At 73.2% G+C, this 20,355-nt stretch carries 16 protein-coding genes and 1 pseudogene; 7 read left to right on the top strand and 10 right to left on the bottom strand.

Annotated elements, in window-relative coordinates; genetic code table 11:
- Positions 1 to 356: acyl-CoA dehydrogenase family protein (locus ABTX81_RS34755; RefSeq protein ID WP_350553995.1), on the bottom strand; the 356-nt coding region annotated here is incomplete at its 3' end.
- A 249-nt stretch (positions 357 to 605) separates the two neighbouring features.
- Here ABTX81_RS34755 and ABTX81_RS34750 point away from each other — a divergent pair.
- Positions 606 to 1,943 carry a UDP-glucose dehydrogenase family protein gene (locus ABTX81_RS34750; RefSeq protein WP_350553993.1) on the top strand — a complete coding sequence of 446 codons (1,338 nt, stop codon included), beginning with the start codon at positions 606 to 608 and terminating at the stop codon, positions 1,941 to 1,943.
- A 47-nt stretch (positions 1,944 to 1,990) separates the two neighbouring features.
- Positions 1,991 to 2,404 (top strand): CoA-binding protein, encoded by a 414-nt coding sequence (locus tag ABTX81_RS34745; RefSeq protein ID WP_350553991.1) that lies wholly within the window; start codon positions 1,991 to 1,993, stop codon positions 2,402 to 2,404.
- Positions 2,405 to 2,430: 26 nt separating this feature from the next.
- Here ABTX81_RS34745 and ABTX81_RS34740 read toward each other — a convergent pair whose 3' ends face one another.
- The 3 genes from ABTX81_RS34740 to ABTX81_RS34730 are packed head-to-tail and all read right to left on the bottom strand — an operon-like array spanning position 2,431 to position 5,317.
- On the bottom strand, positions 2,431 to 3,654 hold the full coding sequence (locus tag ABTX81_RS34740) for a dipeptidase (RefSeq protein WP_350553989.1): 1,224 nt from the start codon (positions 3,652 to 3,654) through the stop codon (positions 2,431 to 2,433).
- Positions 3,655 to 3,677: 23 nt separating this feature from the next.
- Positions 3,678 to 4,202 carry a 5-(carboxyamino)imidazole ribonucleotide mutase gene (gene purE, locus ABTX81_RS34735; RefSeq protein ID WP_350553987.1) on the bottom strand — a complete coding sequence of 175 codons (525 nt, stop codon included), beginning with the start codon at positions 4,200 to 4,202 and terminating at the stop codon, positions 3,678 to 3,680.
- Positions 4,199 to 5,317 (bottom strand): 5-(carboxyamino)imidazole ribonucleotide synthase, encoded by a 1,119-nt coding sequence (locus ABTX81_RS34730; RefSeq protein WP_502892924.1) that lies wholly within the window; start codon positions 5,315 to 5,317, stop codon positions 4,199 to 4,201. Before ABTX81_RS34730 ends, purE begins: the two co-directional genes overlap by 4 nt.
- A 289-nt stretch (positions 5,318 to 5,606) precedes the next feature.
- Here ABTX81_RS34730 and ABTX81_RS34725 point away from each other — a divergent pair, with 289 nt between their 5' ends.
- Positions 5,607 to 6,182 carry a GtrA family protein gene (locus ABTX81_RS34725; protein ID WP_350553983.1) on the top strand — a complete coding sequence of 192 codons (576 nt, stop codon included), beginning with the start codon at positions 5,607 to 5,609 and terminating at the stop codon, positions 6,180 to 6,182.
- Between the two features lie 118 nt (positions 6,183 to 6,300).
- Positions 6,301 to 6,594 (top strand): annotated as a pseudogene (locus ABTX81_RS34720) (ester cyclase); the annotation flags it as partial.
- 9 nt (positions 6,595 to 6,603) lie between these two features.
- Here the strand turns inward: ABTX81_RS34720 and ABTX81_RS34715 are convergent.
- On the bottom strand, positions 6,604 to 7,851 hold the full coding sequence (locus ABTX81_RS34715; RefSeq protein WP_350553981.1) for a sensor histidine kinase: 1,248 nt from the start codon (positions 7,849 to 7,851) through the stop codon (positions 6,604 to 6,606).
- Positions 7,852 to 7,887: 36 nt separating this feature from the next.
- Positions 7,888 to 8,562 (bottom strand): response regulator transcription factor, encoded by a 675-nt coding sequence (locus ABTX81_RS34710; protein WP_344329242.1) that lies wholly within the window; start codon positions 8,560 to 8,562, stop codon positions 7,888 to 7,890.
- A gap of 329 nt (positions 8,563 to 8,891) precedes the next feature.
- Between ABTX81_RS34710 and ABTX81_RS34705 the strand changes: the two genes are divergently transcribed.
- Both ABTX81_RS34705 and ABTX81_RS34700 read left to right on the top strand, forming a co-directional pair.
- A complete protein-coding gene (locus ABTX81_RS34705; protein ID WP_350553979.1) occupies positions 8,892 to 10,400 on the top strand; it encodes a peptide MFS transporter in 1,509 nt (502 codons plus the stop codon).
- Between the two features lie 109 nt (positions 10,401 to 10,509).
- Positions 10,510 to 12,633 (top strand): prolyl oligopeptidase family serine peptidase, encoded by a 2,124-nt coding sequence (locus ABTX81_RS34700; RefSeq protein WP_350553977.1) that lies wholly within the window; start codon positions 10,510 to 10,512, stop codon positions 12,631 to 12,633.
- A 59-nt stretch (positions 12,634 to 12,692) separates the two neighbouring features.
- Here ABTX81_RS34700 and hutI read toward each other — a convergent pair whose 3' ends face one another.
- From hutI to hutU, 4 genes are read right to left on the bottom strand one after another with little or no spacing between them, the layout of a single operon-like run.
- Positions 12,693 to 13,862 (bottom strand): imidazolonepropionase, encoded by a 1,170-nt coding sequence (gene hutI, locus ABTX81_RS34695; RefSeq protein WP_350554001.1) that lies wholly within the window; start codon positions 13,860 to 13,862, stop codon positions 12,693 to 12,695.
- A 49-nt stretch (positions 13,863 to 13,911) separates the two neighbouring features.
- Positions 13,912 to 15,288: a formimidoylglutamate deiminase gene (locus tag ABTX81_RS34690; RefSeq protein ID WP_350553975.1), complete on the bottom strand. Its 1,377-nt coding sequence runs from the start codon at positions 15,286 to 15,288 to the stop codon at positions 13,912 to 13,914.
- Entirely contained in the window at positions 15,279 to 16,481 is a 1,203-nt protein-coding gene (locus ABTX81_RS34685; protein WP_350553999.1) for an allantoate amidohydrolase, read from the bottom strand. Before ABTX81_RS34685 ends, ABTX81_RS34690 begins: the two co-directional genes overlap by 10 nt.
- 17 nt (positions 16,482 to 16,498) lie before the next feature.
- Entirely contained in the window at positions 16,499 to 18,154 is a 1,656-nt protein-coding gene (gene hutU, locus ABTX81_RS34680; RefSeq protein WP_350553997.1) for a urocanate hydratase, read from the bottom strand.
- A 197-nt stretch (positions 18,155 to 18,351) separates the two neighbouring features.
- Between hutU and ABTX81_RS34675 the strand changes: the two genes are divergently transcribed.
- Positions 18,352 to 20,271, top strand: a complete 1,920-nt coding sequence (locus tag ABTX81_RS34675) for a ricin-type beta-trefoil lectin domain protein (protein WP_350553973.1) — start codon at positions 18,352 to 18,354, stop codon at positions 20,269 to 20,271.
- Positions 20,272 to 20,355: the final 84 nt, after the last annotated feature.

Here is a 20,355-nt window from a genome sequence, read left to right as displayed (position 1 = left end):
TACCGCGCCTTCAACTCCTCCGACCCCGACAACTGCACCGGCAACGACCCCAGCTTGTTCACCGCCGGGATCAACGACGACGAGGCGCACACCCGCGCCACCTCCTCGATCACGATCACCGTCGCCAGCGCGTCCGCCCCCGCACCACCGAACTCCTCCGGCACATGCACCGCGTGCAGGTCATTGCCCCGCAACGCGTCGAACGCCTCCTGCGGGAACCGCCCCCGCTCGTCCACCTCCGCCGCGAACGGGGCGATCTTCGCCTCGGCCAGCGAACGCACCGCCTCACGGAGCATCTCGTGCTCCTCGGAGATCCGGAAGAGATCGAAGTCCGCCGCCCCTGCGCTGCCCGCCATGATGCCTGCCTCTTCGGAGAGTCGTTCCAGCCGTGACCGGTTAATTACCGTTAAGTAGATCCTAGGCCTCCGACCTGCGGCTGCCTAGGTCAACCGGGCCCCGCCCCGGGGGTGTCGGGGCTCCGGAGAGGGCGGCCGGATCCGGAGCCCGTGCGACCGTCTGGGCGCTCCCACGGCGGCCGGATAGCATCGGTGGGCGCGGCCACCACCCGGAGCCGTGCCGTCCGACGCCCGCCCGAAGGGGAAACCGTGACCCTCCGCATCTCCGTGATCGGCACCGGCTATCTCGGCGCCACGCACGCCGCCGCCATGGCGGAGTTCGGCTTCGAGGTGCTGGGGCTGGACATCGACCCGGAGAAGATCGCCACCCTGACCGCCGGCAAGGTCCCGATGTACGAGCCGGGCCTGTCCGAACTGCTGCTCAAGCACGTGGCCGGGCACGAGGGTTCGACCGGGCGGCTGCGGTTCACCACCTCCGCCCAGGAGGCCGCCGAGTTCGGCGACGTGCACTTCGTCTGCGTCAACACCCCGCAGCGCAAGGGCGAGTTCGCCGCCGACATGTCGTACGTGGACACGGCGATCGACGCGCTGGCCCCGCACCTGACCCGCCCGGTGCTGGTGGTCGGCAAGTCCACCGTGCCGGTCGGCTCGGCGGGCCGGCTGGCGGAGCGGCTGGCCGCGCTGGCCCCGGTCGGCGAGGGCGCCGAGCTCGCCTGGAACCCGGAGTTCCTGCGCGAGGGCTTCGCCGTCCAGGACACCCTGCGCCCGGACCGGATCGTGGTCGGCGCCCGCAGCGAGCGCGCCGAGCGGCTGCTGCGCGAGGTGTACGCCGAGCCGATCGCCGCCGGGGTGCCGTTCCTGGTGACCGACTACGCGACCGCCGAACTGGTGAAGACCGCCGCCAACTCCTTCCTGGCCACCAAGATCTCCTTCATCAACGCCATGGCGGAGGTCTGCGAGGCGGCCGGCGCCGACGTCACCCAGCTGAGCGCGGCGCTCGCGCTGGACGAGCGGATCGGCGGCAAGTTCCTCAACTCCGGCCTGGGCTTCGGCGGCGGCTGCCTGCCCAAGGACATCCGGGCGTTCATGGCGCGGGCCGGCGAGCTGGGCGCCGACCAGGCGCTGACCTTCCTGCGCGAGGTCGACTCGATCAACATGCGCCGCCGCTCCCGGATGGTCGAGCTGGCCCGCGAGCAGTGCGACGGCGGCTTCCTGGGCCGGCGGGTCGCCGTCCTCGGCGCCGCGTTCAAGCCCAACTCGGACGACATCCGGGACTCGCCCGCGCTCAACGTCGCCGCCCAGATCCAGCTCCAGGGCGCGCAGGTCACCGTCTACGACCCCAAGGCGGTGGAGAACGCGCGCAGGATGTTCCCGAGCCTCGCCTACGCGCCCTCGGCGCTGGAGGCCGCCGAGGGCGCGCACGTCGTCCTGCACCTCACCGAATGGCAGGAGTTCCGCGAGCTCGACCCGGCCGAGCTGGGCGCGGTGGTCGCCGAGCGCCGGCTGCTGGACGGGCGCAACGTCCTGGACGCCGAGGCCTGGCGCGCGGCCGGCTGGACCTACCGCGCCCTCGGCCGCCCCAGCTGAGCGGACCCCGGGGGAATCCCCGGCACCGGCCGCTCGTTGCCCCGACCATGACGAACTACGGCGACGACGCGACGGTCCGCTCCATCCTCACCGCCAAGGGCGACACCTGGGCGGTGGTCGGCCTGTCCACCAACACCGCGCGCGCCGCGTACGGCGTGGCGCGGGTGCTGCAGCAGTTCGGCAAGCGGATCGTGCCCGTCCACCCGAAGGCCGAGACGGTCCTCGGCGAGCAGGGCTACCGCTCGCTCGCCGAGATCCCGTTCCCGGTCGACGTGGTGGACGTGTTCGTGAACAGCGAGCTGGCCGGCGAGGTCGCGGACCAGGCGGTGGCGGCCGGGGCCGGGGCGGTCTGGTTCCAGCTCGGCGTGGTCGACGAGGCCGCCTACGAGCGGACCACCGCCGCCGGGGTGGAGATGGTCATGGACCGGTGCCCGGCCATCGAGATCCCCCGGCTGGGCTGAGACCCCCGGCGCCCGGCCGCCGGCCGTCAGCCGTCGAGGCCGTGCAGGCCCGCGAGGGTGACCAGGGACGGGGTGCGGCCCTCGGCGCGCAGCCGGGCGGCGGCCGCCTCGGCGTCGCGCAGCACGCGCACGGCGTTGTGCCAGGTGAGCTTCCCGAGGTCGGTCTCGGACCAGCCGCGGCCCAGCAGTTCGGCGATCAGGTTGGGGTAGCCGGCGACGTCGTCGAGGCCGTCCGGGAGGAAGGCCGTGCCGTCGAAGTCGCCGCCGATGCCGATGTGGTCGATGCCGGCGACCTCCCGCATGTGGTCGAGGTGGTCGGCGACGGTGGCGACGGTGGCGACCGGACGCGGGTTGGCCTGCTCGAAGGCGCGCTGGCAGGCCATCCCGGCGGGCGTGGTGTCGAGGTGGTCGAAGCCGTGGGCGCTCATGTTCTCGTCCGCGGCGGCGGTCCACTCGATGGCGGCGGGCAGGATGAACTTGGGCACGAAGGTGGCCATCGCCACGCCGCCGTTGCCGGGGAGCTGGGCGAGCACGTCGTCCGGGATGTTGCGCGGGTGGGGGCAGACGGCGCGCGAGGAGGAGTGCGAGAAGAGCACCGGCGCCTCGCTGACCCGCAGCGCGTCGCGCATGGTGTCGGCGGAGACGTGCGAGAGGTCGACCAGCATGCCGAGCCGGTTCATCTCCCGGACGACCTCCTCGCCGAAGGCGGTCAGGCCGCCCGCGACGGGCTTGTCGGTGGCCGAGTCGGCCCACGGCGTGTTGTCGTTGTGGGTGAGCGTCAGGTAGCGGACGCCGAGCGCGTACAGGGCGCGCAGGGTGGCGAGCGAACAGTCGATGGAGTGGCCGCCCTCGGCGCCGATCAGGGAGGCGATGCGGCCCTCGGCGCGGGCGGCCTCCAGGTCGTCGGCGGTGAGCGCCGGCCGCAGCCGGTCGGGGAAGCGGTCGACCAGGGCGTGGACGAAGTCGATCTGTTCGAGGGTGGCGCTGACGGCGTGGTCCCCGGCGAGCCGGCTGGGCACGTAGACGGACCAGAACTGGGCGCCGACCCCGCCCGCGGTGAGGCGGGCGAGGTCGGTGTGCAGCCGGGCGCTCTGGTCGGCGGCCAGGTCGAGCGCGTCGAGGTCGTAGCCGGCCTGCTCGCGCATCGCCCAGGGGAGGTCGTTGTGGCCGTCCACCACGGGGGTGGCGCGGAGGACGGCCTTGGCGCGCTCCAGCAGAGCGGGGGTGGAGTCGAACAGCTCAGAGGTCATACGAGCTGTTCTATCCGATATGACTACTTTCCAAAGCCGAAGGAGGAGGAACCTGCCACCTTGGCCCGAAGCTTCTTGCCCTTCTCGGTGGCCTGGCCGTTCAGCTCGGCCTGGAAGTCGGTCATCCGCTCGGTCAGCTCAGGGTCGAAGGCGGCCAGCATCCGCACCGCCAGCAGGCCCGCGTTGCGCGCGCCCGCCACCGAGACGGTCGCCACCGGCACGCCGGCCGGCATCTGCACGATCGACAGCAGGCTGTCCATGCCGTCCAGGTAGCGCAGCGGGACCGGCACGCCGATCACCGGCAGCGGGGTGACGGAGGCCAGCATGCCCGGCAGGTGGGCGGCACCGCCGGCACCGGCGATGATCGCCTTCAGGCCGCGCTGGTGGGCGTTCTCGCCGTACGCGACCATCTCGCGCGGCATCCGGTGCGCGGAGACGACGTCGACCTCGTAGGGGATCTCGAACTCGTCGAGGGCCTGGGCGGCGGCCTCCATCACGGGCCAGTCGGAGTCCGAGCCCATGACGATGCCAACAAGCGGATGGGTCATTCGGTGATCGTTCCTCGCAGGTAGGCGGCCGCGTGACGGGCGCGCTCGCGGACGTCGTCGAGGTCGTCCCCGAAGACGTTGACGTGGCCGACCTTGCGGCCGGGCTTCACGTCCTTGCCGTACATGTGGATCTGCAGACCGGGGTCGCGGGCCATGCAGTGCAGGAAGGCGTGGTACATGTCCGGGTAGTCGCCGCCCAGGACGTTGACCATGACGGTCCACTTGGCGCGCGGCCGGGGGTCGCCGAGCGGCAGGTCGAGCACGGCCCGCAGGTGGTTCTCGAACTGCGAGGTGACGGCGCCGTCCTGGCTCCAGTGGCCCGAGTTGTGCGGCCGCATGGCCAGCTCGTTGACCAGGATCCGGCCGTCCCGGGTCTGGAACAGCTCGACGGCGAGGTGGCCGGTGATGTCCAGCTCGCCGGCGATCCGCAGGGCCAGCTGCTGGGCCTCGTCGGACAGCGCCGGGTCGAGGCCGGGCGCGGGGGCGGTGACCTCGGCGCAGACGCCGTTCTCCTGGACGCTCTCCACCACCGGGTAGGCGACGGCCTGGCCACTGGGCGAGCGGACCACGTTGGCGGCCAGCTCGCGGACGAAGTCGACCTTCTCCTCGGCGAGCACCGGGACGCCGGCCAGGAACGGGGCCGCGGCCTGCTCCTCGTCGCCGACCACCCAGACGCCCTTGCCGTCGTAGCCGCCGCGGACGGTCTTGAGGACCACCGGGTAGCCGGCGCCCTCCTCGGCGAAGGCGGTCACGTCCGCCGGATCGGCGACGATGCGGTGCCGGGGGCAGGGGACCCCGATGGAGTCGAGCCTGGCCCGCATCACGCCCTTGTCCTGGGCGTTGACCAGCGCCTCCGGGCCGGGCCGCACGGCGATGCCGTCGGCCTGCAGGGCCCGCAGGTGCTCGGTCGGCACGTGCTCGTGGTCGAAGGTGATCACGTCGCAGCCCTCGGCGAAGCGCCGGAGGGTGTCGAGGTCACGGTAGTCACCGAGGACGACGTCGGAGACGACCTGCGCCGCCGAGTCCTGGGGAGTGTCGGCGAGGAGCTTGAACCGGATCCCGAGCGGGATGCCCGCCTGGTGTGCCATGCGGGCAAGCTGCCCGCCGCCGATCATGCCCACCACTGGAAAATTCGCGTTGCCCGGGGAAGTCACCCCGCCAGGATATCCGGGCCGGTCGGAGGCCGTGGAACCGCTCCCCGCGCTGCGGCGTCCCTGTGGACGGGCCCTCATGAACGCGCCGGAGGGGCTGAGCCGATCGGTGGAACCGGGTAGCCTGGTCGGCCAGGTCCTGATACGCGCGATCCGATCATGTGCGTGCACGCAGGGCTCAAGGGGTTGACAGCGCTCAGGCTGCCGGCGCCCTTTCGTCCGCAGGCACACAGGCACACGGAGGCAGCCCGGTATGGCGACGACCACGGCGTCGGAACCCTCGCTGGCGCAGAAACTGCGCGGCCTGTCGGGCGAGGCGGTGAAGTTCGGCCTGGTCGGCCTCAGCGGCGTCGTGGTGAACTTCGCCGTCTTCTGGGTCTGCCTCAACGGTCTGCACCTGGCCTCGCTGCGCTCCAACATCGCCGCCACCCTGGTCGCGATCGCCACCAACTACCTGGGCTACCGCTACTGGCTGTACCGGGACCGCGACGCCGCCTCGCGCAAGCGGGAGATCACGCTGTTCCTGGTGTTCAGCGGCGCCGGCATGCTGATCGAGACCGGCGTACTGGGCTTCTCGGTGTACGTGCTGGGGCTCTCCTCGCACTTCCAGCAGCTGGCCGCGAAGGTCCTCGGCCTGGGGCTGGGCACGGTGTTCCGCTTCATCTCGTACCGGACCTGGGTGTTCAAGGCCGTCCCGGAGCCGACCGGGGAGCAGCTCGCCGCGGCCCGCGCCGAGGCCGCCCAGGACGCCGCCCAGGACAGCGGGGTGGTCGCCCAGGCCGAGCTGATGCTGGCCGCCGAGCAGATCCGGTACGCCAAGGCCGAGTAGGGCCCCGGTTCCCCCGCTCCCCCGGTTGCCGCCACCGCCGCCCCGGGAGGACAGTGGTGGCGGAGGGCGAGCACGGCCGGCGAACGATCGAAGCCGCGGGGGACGCAGGAGGCTCGCCATGACCTTCGTCCAGATCATCGACTGCCGGACCGACCACCTCGACGAGCTCAACGGCCTGATGGACCGCTGGGCCGAGCAGACCGAGGGCCGGCGGACCGCCGACCACGCGATGGTCGCCACCGACCGCTCCGACCCGCGGCACGTGGTGGAAATCGTCGAGTTCCCCTCGTACGAGGCCGCGATGCGCAACTCGGGCCTGCCGGAGACCGACCGGATCTACCGGGAGATGGTCGCGCTCTGCGACGCGCCGCCCACCTTCACCGACCTGGACGTCGTCCGGGACGACAGGCTCTGACGCGCCTCAGCCCTCACGCTGGCTGCGGCCCAGGAAGAGCGCGAACACCGCCGGCCGCAGCGAGAGCAGCTCCAGCCGCCCGCCGTCCGCCTCCGCGAGGTCACGGGCGACGGCGAGGCCGATGCCGGTGGAGTTGCGGCCGCTGACCGCGCGCTCGAACACCCGGTTGCCCAGCTCGGCCGGCACCCCGGGGCCCTCGTCCTGCACCTCGACGACCACCGACGTGCCCGACGGCCGCACCCGCAGGGTGATGGTGCCGGCGCCGTGCATCAGCGAGTTCTCGATCAGGGTGGCCAGCACCTGGGCGACCGTGCCGGGGGTGCCGACCGCGGTCACCCCGCGCAGGCCCTCGACCTGGAGCACCCGGCCGGTGCCGCGCAGCGACGGCCCCCACTCCTCGACCTGCTGCTTGACCACGTCGTCGAGGTCGAAGGCGACGGCGGTGGGGCTGCGCGGGTCGCGCTGGGTGGTGAGCAGCCGCTGGACGACGTCGGTGAGCCGTTCGACCTGCTGGAGGGCGATGGTGGCCTCCTCCTTGACGGTCTCCGGGTCCTCGGCGACCGCGGTGATCTCCTCCAGCCGCATGGAGAGCGCGGTGAGCGGGGTGCGCAGCTGGTGGGAGGCGTCGGCGGCGAGCCGGCGTTCGGCGGTGAGCATCCGGGCGATCCGCTCGGCGCTGGTGTCGAGCACCTCGGCGACCCGGTCGAGCTCGGGCACCCCGTAGCGGCGGTCGCGCGGGCGCGGGTCGCCGGAGCCGAGCCGTTCGGCGGTCTCGGCGAGGTCGGTGAGCGGGCGGGCCAGCCGCTTGGCCTGCCAGACGGCGAGGGCGACGGCGGCCTGCACGGCGAGCAGCGCGACGACGCCGAGCAGCAGCAGCATGTTGGCGATCTCGTGGTCGACCGCCTCGCGGGACTGCTCGACGGTGACGGTCTCGCCGCTGGCGCCGCGCTCGACGGCCCTGAGCAGGTGGTCGCTGTCGGGCCGGTGACCGCTGGAGACGATCCCCTGGCCGGGGATGTCGACCTCGACGTACTGGCCCTCGGAGACCTGGTTGCCGAACTTGTCGCCGGTGACCGGCTCCTCGGCGGCGAGCCGGCTCTCCACCAGGGCGAGCACCCGGACGGCGGCGGCGTCCACCCGGTCCTGGGCACCGCTGACGATGGTGCGCTTCTCGACCAGGGCGAGCGGGACGCAGAACACGACCACCACCACGAGGACGACGCACAGCAGCGAGTTGATCATCCGGCGTTTCACGCTGCCGCTCCCCGTGGTGGTACCGCCCCTGTCGGGCTAATTCTTCTCGAACCGGAAACCCACTCCGCGCACGGTGGCGATGTAGCGGGGGTTGGCGGCGTCGTCGCCGAGCTTCTTGCGCAGCCAGGAGATGTGCATGTCCAGGGTCTTGGTGGAGGTCCACCAGGTGGTGTCCCAGACCTGCCGCATGATCTCCTCGCGGGTGACCACCCGGCCGGCGTCCCGGACCAGCACCCGCAGCAGCTCGAACTCCTTGGCGGAGAGGGTCAGCTCCTCCTCGCCGAGCCAGGCGCGGTGGGACTCGATGTCGATCTTGACGCCGTGCGCGCCGGTGGTGAGCTGGTCGACGTTGCCGCGCCGCAGCAGGGCGCGGACGCGGGCGAGCAGTTCGGCGAGCCGGAAGGGCTTGGTGACGTAGTCGTCGGCGCCGGCGTCCAGGCCGACCACCGTGTCGACCTCGTCGGCGCGGGCGGTGAGCACCAGGACGGGGCAGCTGCGGCCGTCCGCGCGCAGCCGGCGGCAGACCTCCAGCCCGTCCATCTCGGGCAGGCCGAGGTCGAGGACGATGAGGTCGACCTCCTCGCCGAGGCCCGCGGCCAGTGCGGACGGACCGTCCTCGCGGACGAGCACCTCGTAGCCCTCGCGGCGCAGTGCCCGGGCGAGCGGTTCGGAGATCGCCGGATCGTCCTCGGCGAGCAGCACACAGGTCATGTGGTGATGGTAGTCCGCCGGGGAATGCCCGTCCGCGCCGTGAGGTAGTTCACACTGCGTGATCGTTATACGGAGTGCGATCACATCCCAACCGACACGCCCGGGCCGCTCGTTCAGCGAAGATCCTTCGCTTTGATCTTGCAACTGAAGGAATTTAGCCCGTCGCACCATGGATCATGGAGGGGAATCTGTAGCTGTCTTTACCATCGCCATACCTAATTGGCCTCTTTTGTCAGCTGATAACGCCAAATGTCGCCACGTAGAGTGGTTCTGTCCACGTCCGCCGCCACCCCCCTTGGCGGACGCTGTCAGGCAAGGAACCACTACTCATGGCGTCTACGACCATGGAGTCCGGCGTGAAGTCGGCCTCCTCCGGCGGCAAGACCTTCCTCGGGCACCCCCGGGGCCTCGCCACGCTCTTCATGAGCGAGATGTGGGAGCGCTTCAGCTACTACGGCATGCGTGCCCTGCTGGTGCTCTACATGACCGCCTCCGTCACCGACGGCGGCCTCGGCATGAAGCTCGCCACCGCCTCCGCGGTGTACAGCGTGTACACCGCGATGGTCTACCTGCTGGCACTCCCGGGCGGCTGGATCGCCGACCGCTTCCTCGGCGCCCGGAAGACCGTCGCCCTCGGCGGCTCGATCATCATGATCGGCCACTTCCTGCTGGCCCTGCCGGTCAGCGTGTCGTTCTTCGGCGGCCTCGCGTTCATCGCGATCGGCTCCGGCCTGCTCAAGGCGAACATCTCCACGATGGTCGGCCACCTCTACGACGGGCCCAACGACCCGCGCCGGGACGGCGGCTTCACGATCTTCTACATGGGCATCAACCTCGGTGCCTTCGCCGCCCCGCTGGTCATCGGCACCATCGGCCAGAACGTCGACTGGCACCTCGGCTTCGCCCTCGCCGGCGTCGGCATGGCCCTGGGCCTCACCCAGTTCCTGCTCGGCACCCGCCACCTGAGCGCCAAGAGCGACGTGGTCACCTCGCCGATCTCGGCCGCCGAGAAGAGCGCCATCTTCAAGAAGGCCGGCCTCTGGCTCGCCGCCGCCGTGGTCTTCTACGCGATCGTCGCGCTGACCGGCCACTTCACCATCAACTGGGCGATCTGGCCGCTGTCCATCGCCGGCCTGGCCATCCCGGTCTTCGTCTTCACCAAGGTGAAGCGCGACAAGGAGCTCGACGAGACCGAGCAGTCCCGGATGAGCGGCTACATCTGGTTCTTCGTCGCCGCCGCCGTGTTCTGGATGATCTACGACCAGTCCGGCTCGACGCTGAACATCTTCGCCCAGGACAACACCGCGTCCACGCTGTTCGGCATCGACTTTCCGTCCAGCTGGTTCCAGTCGCTCAACCCGCTGTACATCATGGCGCTGGCCCCGGTCTTCGCCTGGATCTGGGTGGCGCTCTCCCGCCGCTCCAAGAACCCGAGCACCACGGCGAAGTTCTCCTTCGGCCTGCTGATGATCGGCGCCTCGTTCATGGTCATGATGCTGGCCATGGCCGCCGCCTCCGGCGGCGCCAAGGTCACGCCGCTCTGGCTGGCCATGGTCTACCTGATCCAGACCGTCGGCGAGCTCACCCTCTCCCCCGTCGGCCTGTCCGTCACCACCAAGCTGGCCCCGACCAAGTACGCCAGCCAGATGATGGGCGTCTGGTTCCTCGCGGTCACCGCGGGCGACTGCGTCGCGGCGATCTTCCAGCTGGTCCTCGGCGACGACGTGGTCGGCTCCACCTGGTACTTCGCGGTCCAGGGCAGCATGGCGATCATCGCCGGTGTGGCCCTCTACCTGTACCGCCGCAAGGTCGTGCGGCTGATGGGCGACGTCCACTGACGTCCCCGCCACCCGGCCCCGGGGCCGTCGCGGATTCCTGAGATCCGCGGCGGCCCCGGTCGCTCTCCCCCTCGACGGGGGCGGGCCGGATGTGCCTATGGTGCCCGGCATGCCGACCGATTCCGTGCCGCCCGTCTCCGTGCCCACCGGCTCGCTCCCCCGCCAGCTCGCCCGCACCCGGCGCCTCACCCTCGGCGCCCCCGCCCAGCCCTCCTTCTCCGCCGACGGCCGGACCGTCCTGTTCCTGCGCGGGCGCTCCGGCGAGGACCCGGTCACCTGCCTCTGGGCCCTGGACACCGGCACCGGCGAGGAACGCCTGCTCGCCGACCCCGCCGCCCTCGGTGCCGACGCCACCGACGCCGAACTGCCCGAGGCCGAGCGGATCCGCCGCGAGCGCGCCCGCGTCCACACCCGCGGCGTCACCGCGTACGCCACCGACGCCGCCGGAGGGCTCGCCGCCTTCGCCCTGGGCGGCGCCCTGTGGCTCGCCGACACCGCCACCGGCGAGGTCCGCCGCGTCCCCACCGCCACCGAGGTGTACGACCCGCGCCCCGACCCCACCGGCCGGCGGATCGCCTACGCCGGCGGCGGCGCCCTGCGCGTCGTCACCGCCGACGGCGCCGAGGACCGCGCGCTCGCCGAACCCGAGCACCCCGAGGTCCGCTACGGCGTGCCCGAGCACGTCGCCGCCGAGTCGATGCACCGCCACCGGGCCCACTGGTGGTCCCCCGACGGCACCCGGCTGCTGGTCGCCCGCGTCGACGAGCGCCCGCTGCGCCGCCTCCACCTCGCCGACCCGGCCGACCCCGCCCGGCCGCCGCGCGCCATCCGCTACCCGCTGGCCGGCACCGACAACGCCGAGGTCACCCTCTGGCTGCTCGGCACGGACGGCCGGCGCACCGAGGTCCGCTGGGACCGGGCCGGGTACGAGTACCTCACCGCCGCCGGCTGGGACGGGCAGGGGCCGTACGCCGCCGTGCAGAGCCGCGACCAGCGCACCGTGCTCACCCTCGCCGTCGACCCCGCCGACGGCACCACCCGCGTGCTCGCCGAGCGGCGCGACGAGCACTGGGTCGAACTGCTCCCCGGTCTGCCCGCCCGCACCGCCGCCGGCGCCCTCGTCGACACCGCCGACCAGGGCGACACCCGGCACCTCACGGTCGACGGCAAGCCCGTCACCCCGCCCGGCCTGCGGATACGCTCCGTGCTCGGAACCGACGGCGAGCAGGTGCTCTTCACCGCCTCCGACGAGCCGACCGAGACCCATCTGTGGTCGTGGGACCCGGTCACGGGCGCCGTCCGGCTGAGCGAGGAGCCCGGCGTGCACACCGGCGCGCGGCGCGCCGGCACGCTCGTCCACACCGCGCACACACCCGGCGCGCCCACCGGCCGCACCACCGTCCACCGCGCCGGCCTGCCCGCCACGCTCACCCTCGTCTCCCACGCCGAGACGCCCGTCCTCACCGCCCGCCCCGACCTGCTCCGCCTCGGCCCCCGCGAACTGCGCGGCGCGCTCTTCCTGCCCGCCGGCCACCGCGACGGCGACGGCCCGCTGCCCGTCCTGCTCGACCCCTACGGCGGGCCGGCCCTGCAGAAGGTCACCGCCGCCCCGCACTGGTGGGACCTCACCTCCCAGTGGTTCGCCGACCAGGGCTTCGCCGTCCTCGCCGTCGACGGCCGCGGCACCCCCGGCCGCGGCCCGCGCTGGGAGAAGACCGTCCACGCGGACATCGCCGGCCCCGCCCTCGCCGACCAGGTCGAGGCCCTGCACGCGGCCGCCGCACTGCGCCCCGGACTGCTCGACCTCGACCGGGTCGCCATCCGCGGCTGGTCCTACGGCGGCTTCCTCGCCGCCCTCGCCGTGCTGCGCCGCCCCGACGTCTTCCACGCCGCCGTCGCCGGAGCCGCCCCCACCGACCACCGGCTCTACGACACCCACTGGAAGGAGCGGTTCCTCGGCCACCCGGACGAGCACCCCGAGCGGTACGACGCCGCCTCGCTGCTGCCCGACGCCCCCGGGCTGCGGCGGCCGCTGCTGCTGATCCAGGGCCTCGCCGACGACAACGTGCTGCCCGCCCACGCCCTGCGGCTGTCCGCCGCGCTGCTCGCCGCCGGGCGCCCGCACGAGTTCCTGCCGCTCGTCGGCGCCGGCCACTCGCCCGGCGACGAAGCGATGGCGGAGCACCTGCTCCACCACCAGCTGGACTTCCTGCGGCGCGCGTTGCGGCTCTGAACACGACGGCGGGGCCGGGGTACGCCCCCGGCCCCGCCGTCACCGCGCCGTCACCCCGCTCAGACCTCGCGCACGCCCGCCCGCCAGACCGCGGCCGTCAGCGGCACGCCCGGCCGGTAGGCCAGGTGCACGTGCGAGGGCGCGTCCATCAGCTGGAGGTCGGCCCGGGCGCCCACCGTGACGGTGCCGACGTCCGAGCGCCGCAGCGCGTGCGCGCCGCCCGCCGTCGCCGCCCAGACCGCCTCGTCGGGCGTCATGCCCATCTCCCGCACCGCCACCGCGATGCAGAACGCCATCGAACTCGTGAAGCTGGAGCCCGGGTTGCAGTCGGTGGACAGCGCCACCACCGCCCCCGCGTCCAACAGCCGGCGCGCGTCAGGGTAGACCGCCCGGGTGGAGAACTCGGCGCCCGGCAGCAGCGTCGCCACCGTCGAGGAGCCGGCCAGCGCGGCCACGTCCTCGTCGGTCAGATGGGTGCAGTGGTCGGCCGAGGCCGCCCCCAGCTCGACGGCCAGCTGCACGCCCGGACCGTGGGTGAGCTGGTTGGCGTGCACCCGGGGCGTCAGCCCGCGCTCGATCCCGGCGGTGAGGATCGCCCGCGCCTGGTCGCCGTCGAAGGCGCCCCGCTCGCAGAACACGTCCACCCAGCGGGCGTACGGCGCGCAGGCGTCCAGCATCGGACCGGTGACCAGCTCGACGTAGCCGGCCGGGTCCTCGGCGAACTCGGGCGCCACCACGTGCGCGCCCAGGTAGGTGGTCTCCGGCGTGTACGAGGAGGCGATCCGCAGCGCCCGGGACTCGTCCTCGACGGTGAGCCCGTAGCCGGACTTGCACTCGACCAGCGTGGTGCCCTGCCGCAGCGCCTCGCGCACCAGCCGGGCCAGGTTGGCGTCCAGCTCGGCGTCGGCGGCGGCCCGGGTGGCGGCCACCGTGGTGCGGATGCCGCCCGCCGAGTAGGACTGCCCGGACATCCGGGCGTTGAACTCGGCGGTGCGGTCGCCCGCGAACACCAGGTGGGCGTGCGAGTCGACGAAGCCGGGCAGCAGGGCGCGGCCCGCCGCGTCGAACCGCTCGTCGGCGGCGGGCGCCTCGGCGGCCGGGCCGACCCAGGCGACGGTGTCGCCGTCGATCACCACCGCCGCGTCGGTGAGCAGGCCGAGCGGCCCGCTCCCGTGCGCGGGGTCGTTGGTGACCAGCGTGCCGATGCCGGTGATCAGCGTGCTCGGAATGCTCGGGGAGGTCACGTCATGCCTTTCCAGGAAGCGACAACTCGGCGGCTCAGCAACTCAGGGCGTCGATCGAGGACCTCAGCGCGCCCGGCACGTCCGGCAGCAGCTGGTGCACGCCGTCGCGGACGATCTGCCGCCCGCCGACCACCACGTGCCGCACGTCCGCCGCCGAGGCCGCGAACACCGCGATCTCCGCGCCCAGCCGCGGCGCGGGGCCGGCGGTGCGCACCGAGTCCAGCGCCAGCACGGTGAAGTCGGCCAGCGCGCCCGCCTCGATCCGCCCCGCCTCGGGCCAGCCCAGCGAGGCGTGCCCGTCCTCCGTGCCGGCCCGCAGCAGCGCGTTCGCCGTCCAGTGGCCGCGGGTGCGGGTGCGCAGCCGCTCGTCCAGCTCCAGCGCCCGGGCCTCCTCGAACGGGTCGATGACGGCGTGGCTGTCGCTGCCGAGGGTGATCGGGCAGCCGCCGGAGGCCAGTTGCCGGGCCGGGCCGATGCCGTCGGCGAGGTCCCGCTCGGTGGTGGGGCACATGCAGACGGTGGTGGAGGAGTCGGTGAGCAGCTTGACGTCCTCCTCGGTGAGGTGCGTGGCGTGCACCACCGAGGTGCGCGGGCCGAGCGCGCCGCGGTCGGCGAGCAGCCGGGTCGGGGTGACGCCGTGCGCGGCGAGGCAGGCGTCGTTCTCGGCGGTCTGCTCGGACAGGTGGACGTGCAGCGGCGCCCGGCGCATCGCCGCCCAGTGGGCGACGGTGCCGAGCTGCTCGGCCGGCACGGCGCGCACCGAGTGGATGGCGGCGCCGATCCGGGCGTGCTCGCGCTCGCGCAGCGCCCCGGCCCGCTCGGCCCAGGCGTCGGCGTCGCCGTCGCTGAACCGGCGCTGCGGCTTGGTCGGCTCGGCGCCGAAGCCGGAGGACAGGTAGCAGGTGTCGAGCAGGGTGATCCGGATGCCGGCCCGGGCGGCGGCCTCGATCAGCGCCTCGCCCATCGCGTTGGGGTCGTCGTAGCGGACGCCGCCGGGCGCGTGGTGCAGGTAGTGGAACTCGCCGACGGCGGTGATCCCGGCGAGCGCCATCTCCGCGTAGACGGCGGTGGCGAGCGCCAGATAGCGGTCCGGGTCGAGCGCGCCGGCGAACCGGTACATGGTGTCGCGCCAGGTCCAGAAGGTGCCGGAACCGACCTGGACGTGCCCGCGCAGCGCCCGGTGGAAGGCGTGCGAGTGCGCGTTGGCCTGGCCCGGCACCAGCAGGCCCTCCAGCCGGACGGCGCCGGGCGGGCAGGGCCCGCTGTCCGGCTGCACCTTGGCGATCTTGCCGCCGGCGCCGGTGTTGATCAGGACGTCCTGCTCGACCACCGGCCCGTTGACGTGCGGCAGCCAGGCGTACTGCGCCCAGAAGGTCGTCGTTTGCGCGCCTGCGGCACGGCCTACTGACACGCCAGGTCCTCCAGTACGTCGGCGAGGGCGGCGACGCCGGCCAGGCAGTCGGCCGTCTCGGCGTGTTCGGCCGGGGAGTGCGAGACGCCGCTCGGGTTCCGTACGAACAGCATGGCGGTCGGCACGGCCGATGCCAGGATTCCGGCGTCGTGTCCCGCGCCGGTGGGCAGCACGGGGGCGCTGCCGAGGCCCCCCTTCGCGCCGATGACCCGCGCGAGGCGGTCGCGCAGCGGGCCGTCGAAGTCCACCACCGGGGTGTAGGACTCGCGGGTCAGCTCGACCCGGACGCCGTCGCGCTCGCCGCGCTCGGCGGCGGTCCGCCCGATCTCCTCGACCAGCGCGGTGAGGGTGGCCTCGTCGGCCGCCCGGGAGTCCAGCCAGCCGCGGACCAGGGAGGCGATCGCGTTGGTGCCGTTGGGCTCGACGGCGACCTTGCCGAAGGTGGCCAGCGCGCCCGCGAGCCGCGCCTTCTTGCGGGCGGCGAGCACGGTGGTGGCGTAGGTCAGCATCGGGTCGCGGCGGTCCTCGATCCGGGTGGTGCCGGCGTGGTTGGCCTCGCCGCGGAAGTCGAACCGCCAGCGGCCGTGCGGCCAGATCGCCGAGGCGACGCCGACCGGCTGGTCCTCGGCGAGGTGGCGGCCCTGTTCGACGTGGAGTTCCACGAAGGCGCCGATCCGGGCCAGCCGCTCGTCGTCGGCGCCGATCGCGGTCGGGTCCTGGCCGGCCCGCTCCATCGCGTCGGGCAGCCGGACGCCGTCGGCGTCGCGCAGCTCGTACGCGGCCTCCCGGCTCAGCACCCCGGCGGTCAGGCGGGAGCCGATGCAGGCCACACCGAACCGGGCGCCCTCCTCGTCGCCGAAGTTGACGATCGCCAGCGGTCGGCCGAACTGTGCGCCGCGGGCGCGCAGTTCGTCCAGGGCCGCGAAGGAGGACACCACCCCGAGCGGGCCGTCGAAGGCGCCGCCGTCGGGGACGGAGTCCAGGTGCGAGCCGGTGACGACGGCGCCGCCCGCGGCCGGATCGCCCAGCCACGCCCACTGGTTGCCGTTGCGGTCCAGCTCGTAGCCGAGGCCCCGGTCGCGGGCCTGCTGCTCGAACCAGGCGCGGCACTCCGCGTCGGCGGCGTTCCAGGCGAACCGGCGGTAGCCGCCGGACGCGGCGGAGCGGCCCACGGGGAGCAGCTCCGCCCACATCTCCTCGAAGGACGACGTCACAGCTCACCCATCGGGACGCGCACGCCGCGCTCGTCCGCCACCTCGACGGCCCGGTCGTAGCCGGCGTCGACGTGCCGGATGACGCCCATGCCGGGGTCGTTGGTGAGCACCCGGCGGATCTTCTCGCCGGCCAGCGCGGTGCCGTCGGCGACGGTGACCTGCCCGGCGTGGATCGAGCGGCCGATGCCGACGCCGCCGCCGTGGTGGATGGAGACCCAGGAGGCGCCGGAGGCGACGTTGACCATGGCGTTCAGCAGCGGCCAGTCGGCGATCGCGTCGGAGCCGTCCAGCATCGCCTCGGTCTCCCGGTAGGGGGAGGCGACCGAGCCGCAGTCCAGGTGGTCGCGGCCGATGACGATCGGCGCGGACAGCTCGCCGGAGGCGACCATGTCGTTGAAGCGCTCGCCGGCCTTGTCGCGCTCGCCGTAGCCGAGCCAGCAGATCCGCGCGGGCAGACCCTGGAAGTGCACCTTCTCCTGGGCCATCCGGATCCAGCGGGCCAGCGACTCGTTCTCCGGGAAGAGGTCGAGCACGGCCTTGTCGGTCTTGTGGATGTCCTGCGGGTCACCGGACAGCGCGGCCCAGCGGAACGGGCCCTTGCCCTCGCAGAACAGCGGGCGGATGTAGGCGGGGACGAAGCCGGGGAACGCGAAGGCGCGGTCGTAGCCGGCCAGTTGGGCCTCGCCGCGGATCGAGTTGCCGTAGTCGAACACCTCGGCGCCGCGGTCCTGGAAGCCGACCATCGCCTCGACGTGCCGGGCCATCGACTCGCGGGCGCGCTGGGTGAACTCGGCGGGCTTCTCGGCGGCGTAGGAGGCCATGTCGTCGAAGGCGACGCCGACCGGGAGGTAGGCCAGCGGGTCGTGGGCGCTGGTCTGGTCGGTGACGATGTCGATCGGCGCGTCCATCGCGAGCAGCTGCGGGACCAGCTCGGCGGCGTTGCCGAGCACGCCGATGGAGAGCGGCTGCCGCTTGTCGCGGGCGGCGGTGGCGAGCTCCAGCGCGTGGGCGAGGTCCTTGGCCTCGACGTCCAGGTAGCGGTGCTCGATCCGGCGGGCGATCCGGGAGGGGTCGCAGTCGATGCAGATCGCCACGCCGCCGTTCATGGTGACGGCCAGCGGCTGGGCGCCGCCCATGCCGCCGAGGCCGGCGGTGAGGGTGATGGTGCCCTCCAGCGTGCCCTCGAACCGCTTGTTGGCGACGGCCGCGAAGGTCTCGTAGGTGCCCTGGAGGATGCCCTGGGTGCCGATGTAGATCCAGGAGCCGGCGGTCATCTGCCCGTACATGGTGAGCCCGAGGCTCTCCAGGCGGCGGAACTCCTCCCAGTTGGCCCAGTCGCCGACCAGGTTGGAGTTGGCGATCAGCACGCGCGGCGCCCACTCGTGGGTCTGCATGACGCCGACCGGCCGACCGGACTGCACCAGCATGGTCTCGTCCTGCTTCAGCCCCTGGAGCGTGCGCACCATGGCGTCGAAGGACCGCCAGTCGCGCGCCGCCTTGCCGGTGCCCCCGTAGACGACCAGCTTCGACGGGTGCTCGGCCACCTCGGGGTCGAGGTTGTTCATCAGCATCCGCAGGGCCGCCTCCTGCTGCCACCCCTGCGTCGTCAGCCCCGTCCCCCGCGCCGCCCGTACCTCTCGCGGCCCGCTCACCTGCTGCACCATGTCCCGGCCTCCTTGCGGATGAATTCATTCAGGCTCGACTCGGCTGAATATATCCAAACATTCACTCCCCGACCAGGGGTCTCCCACCACTGATCGGAAAGTGGTTGACGCCACTGCGGCCGATCGTCAGACTGCACACGAACCAACGGGACCATCCCGTCCGGTCGATCCTTGGGGGGACAGCCATGACCTCGACTCCGCCGCGCCCGGCCGGAGCCCGACGAAACCACTCGATCCGCCGAACGGCCGCCCGCGGCAGCGTCATCGCGCTCGCCGCCGGCCTGCTCGCCGGCGCCCCGCTCGCCCATGCCGCCGACCCCGCCCCGGTGGAGACCCCCACCGGCACCCGCGTCACCCCGGTCGCACCGGGGTTCCTCTACCCCGGGAGCCAGACCGACGGCTGCGGCGTCACCGACTACAGCCTCTGGGGCTGGCTGCCCGGTGGCACCAGCAGCCTCACCGCCACGCTGAACGGCTCCTCCGCCTCGCTCGGCGCCGAGTTCCACGTCCGCGACACCGCGGCGCCGAACACCGACGTGCTCACCGGCCGGGTGGACGGGCTGGCCCCCGGCGCACGGGCCGAGTTCGCCCTCGACCGGACCAAGCTCGTCGAGGGCCACGCCTACACCTGGAACGTGGTCGGCACGGACGCCGACGGCAACCGCTCCGCGGCCACGACCGACTGCCGCTTCCGGGTCGACCACCGGGCCCCCCGGTTCACTCGACTGTCGCTGGACGACGTCCCGCACGCGGCCGGCCCGAACCGCCTCACCTCCGTGGTCACCGACTACGACCCCAAGGAGCGCCTCTACACCTCCGGCCACGCCTGCCTGGAGTACCGCATCGACGAGGCGGGCCCGTGGACCAGCGCGAACTGCGGCGCCCTGGGCGGCCTGACCATGAGCACGGAGATCGCCTTCCCCCGGACCGGACCGACCACCCTCCACGTACGCGATGTGGACCAGGCCGGCAACTACTCCGCCGAAGCCGCCGTCCCGACCTTCGTCTACCCCGGCCCACGCGTCATCGGGGACCTGGCGAACCCCGAACACCACTGGCAGCTCGGCGGCGACGACCTCGGCGCCGACACCGCCGGCACCGCCCCGCTCACGGCCGGCCCCGGCGTCGGCCGGGTTGCCGGCAACGCCACGCTTCCCGCCCCCGGCGGGCAGACCGTCACCGGCCCCGCCGAGGTCGCCGGCCTGAACGGCACCGGCTCGCTCGCCTCCGACCGGCCGCTGATCGACACCCGGGAGAGCTTCACCGTCACCGCCTGGGCCAAGCCCACCGCCGACGGCGGCGTCGTGCTGAGCCAGGAGGGCGCGCGGTCGAGCGCCTTCGTGCTCTGGGCCGACCCGGGCGACGGCCGCTGGCACGCCGCGCTGGGCCGGCAGGACGACGACTCCTGGTCCTACGACCAGGTGACGTCCTACCGGGACGGCCGGGGCGGCTTCACCCCCAGTGCCTGGCAGCAGCTGACCGTGGCCTACGACGCCCGGACCGGGCTGCTCTCGCTGCAGGTCGACAACCAGGTGGCCGCCACCGGCCGGCACGCCGCCGGCGACTCGTTCCAGGCCACCGGCGCCTTCCAGCTGGGGCAGTACCGTTACCAGGGTGCGCCGAACGCACGGTTCAAGGGCGAGCTCAGCGACGTCGCCCTGCTCCACCGAGCGGCCGCCGTCCCCGCGCAGTCGGGCACCATGTACAAGCTCGCGCTCGACGGGTCCACGTGCCTGGCCGCCGGGGGCGGCGTCTACCAGGACGGCGCCTCGCTCCAGGCCGAGCCCTGCGGACAGTCCGCCGGCCAGCGGCTCTCCAGCCACCGCGCCGACGGGACCGTCCGATGGGGCCTCAGCCTGTGCGTCGACGCCTATGGGAACGGCACCGCCAACGGCACCGCCACCACGTTCTGGAGCTGCAACGGCGGCGCCAACCAGATCTGGCTGCCGCAGGCCGACGGTTCGCTGGTCAACCCGCGGTCCGGCCGCTGCCTCGACCTCCCCAACGGCAACACCGCCACCGGCACCCGCTTCGTCCTGTGGGACTGCAACGGCGGCGCCAACCAGCGGTTCGGCTTCGACCCCGACCCGAAGACCCTCGTCTGACCCTCCCCCGCCCGCACCCCCAGGGCCCCGCCGCACCCCGCGGCGGGGCCCCGCCGCGTCCGCCCGCGCTAGGCTGAACCCGGC

It is taken from the genome of Kitasatospora sp. NPDC097605, assembly GCF_040302725.1.
Classification (GTDB): domain Bacteria; phylum Actinomycetota; class Actinomycetes; order Streptomycetales; family Streptomycetaceae; genus Kitasatospora.
The sequence above is the reverse complement of the archived record's forward strand: the minus strand, read 5'-3'. Positions and strand labels throughout refer to the sequence as shown.

Coding starts and splice junctions, on each gene's coding strand:
- ABTX81_RS34700 (WP_350553977.1), top strand. CDS start 10,510: ATGCCGACCGATTCCGTGCCGCCCGTCTCCGTGCCCACCGGCTCGCTC.
- ABTX81_RS34710 (WP_344329242.1), bottom strand. CDS start 8,562: ATGACCTGTGTGCTGCTCGCCGAGGACGATCCGGCGATCTCCGAACCG.
- ABTX81_RS34745 (WP_350553991.1), top strand. CDS start 1,991: ATGACGAACTACGGCGACGACGCGACGGTCCGCTCCATCCTCACCGCC.
- ABTX81_RS34685 (WP_350553999.1), bottom strand. CDS start 16,481: ATGTGGGCGGAGCTGCTCCCCGTGGGCCGCTCCGCCGCGTCCGGCGGC.
- ABTX81_RS34705 (WP_350553979.1), top strand. CDS start 8,892: ATGGCGTCTACGACCATGGAGTCCGGCGTGAAGTCGGCCTCCTCCGGC.
- ABTX81_RS34730 (WP_502892924.1), bottom strand. CDS start 5,317: ATGATCGGCGGCGGGCAGCTTGCCCGCATGGCACACCAGGCGGGCATC.
- purE (WP_350553987.1), bottom strand. CDS start 4,202: ATGACCCATCCGCTTGTTGGCATCGTCATGGGCTCGGACTCCGACTGG.
- ABTX81_RS34740 (WP_350553989.1), bottom strand. CDS start 3,654: ATGACCTCTGAGCTGTTCGACTCCACCCCCGCTCTGCTGGAGCGCGCC.
- ABTX81_RS34675 (WP_350553973.1), top strand. CDS start 18,352: ATGACCTCGACTCCGCCGCGCCCGGCCGGAGCCCGACGAAACCACTCG.
- ABTX81_RS34725 (WP_350553983.1), top strand. CDS start 5,607: ATGGCGACGACCACGGCGTCGGAACCCTCGCTGGCGCAGAAACTGCGC.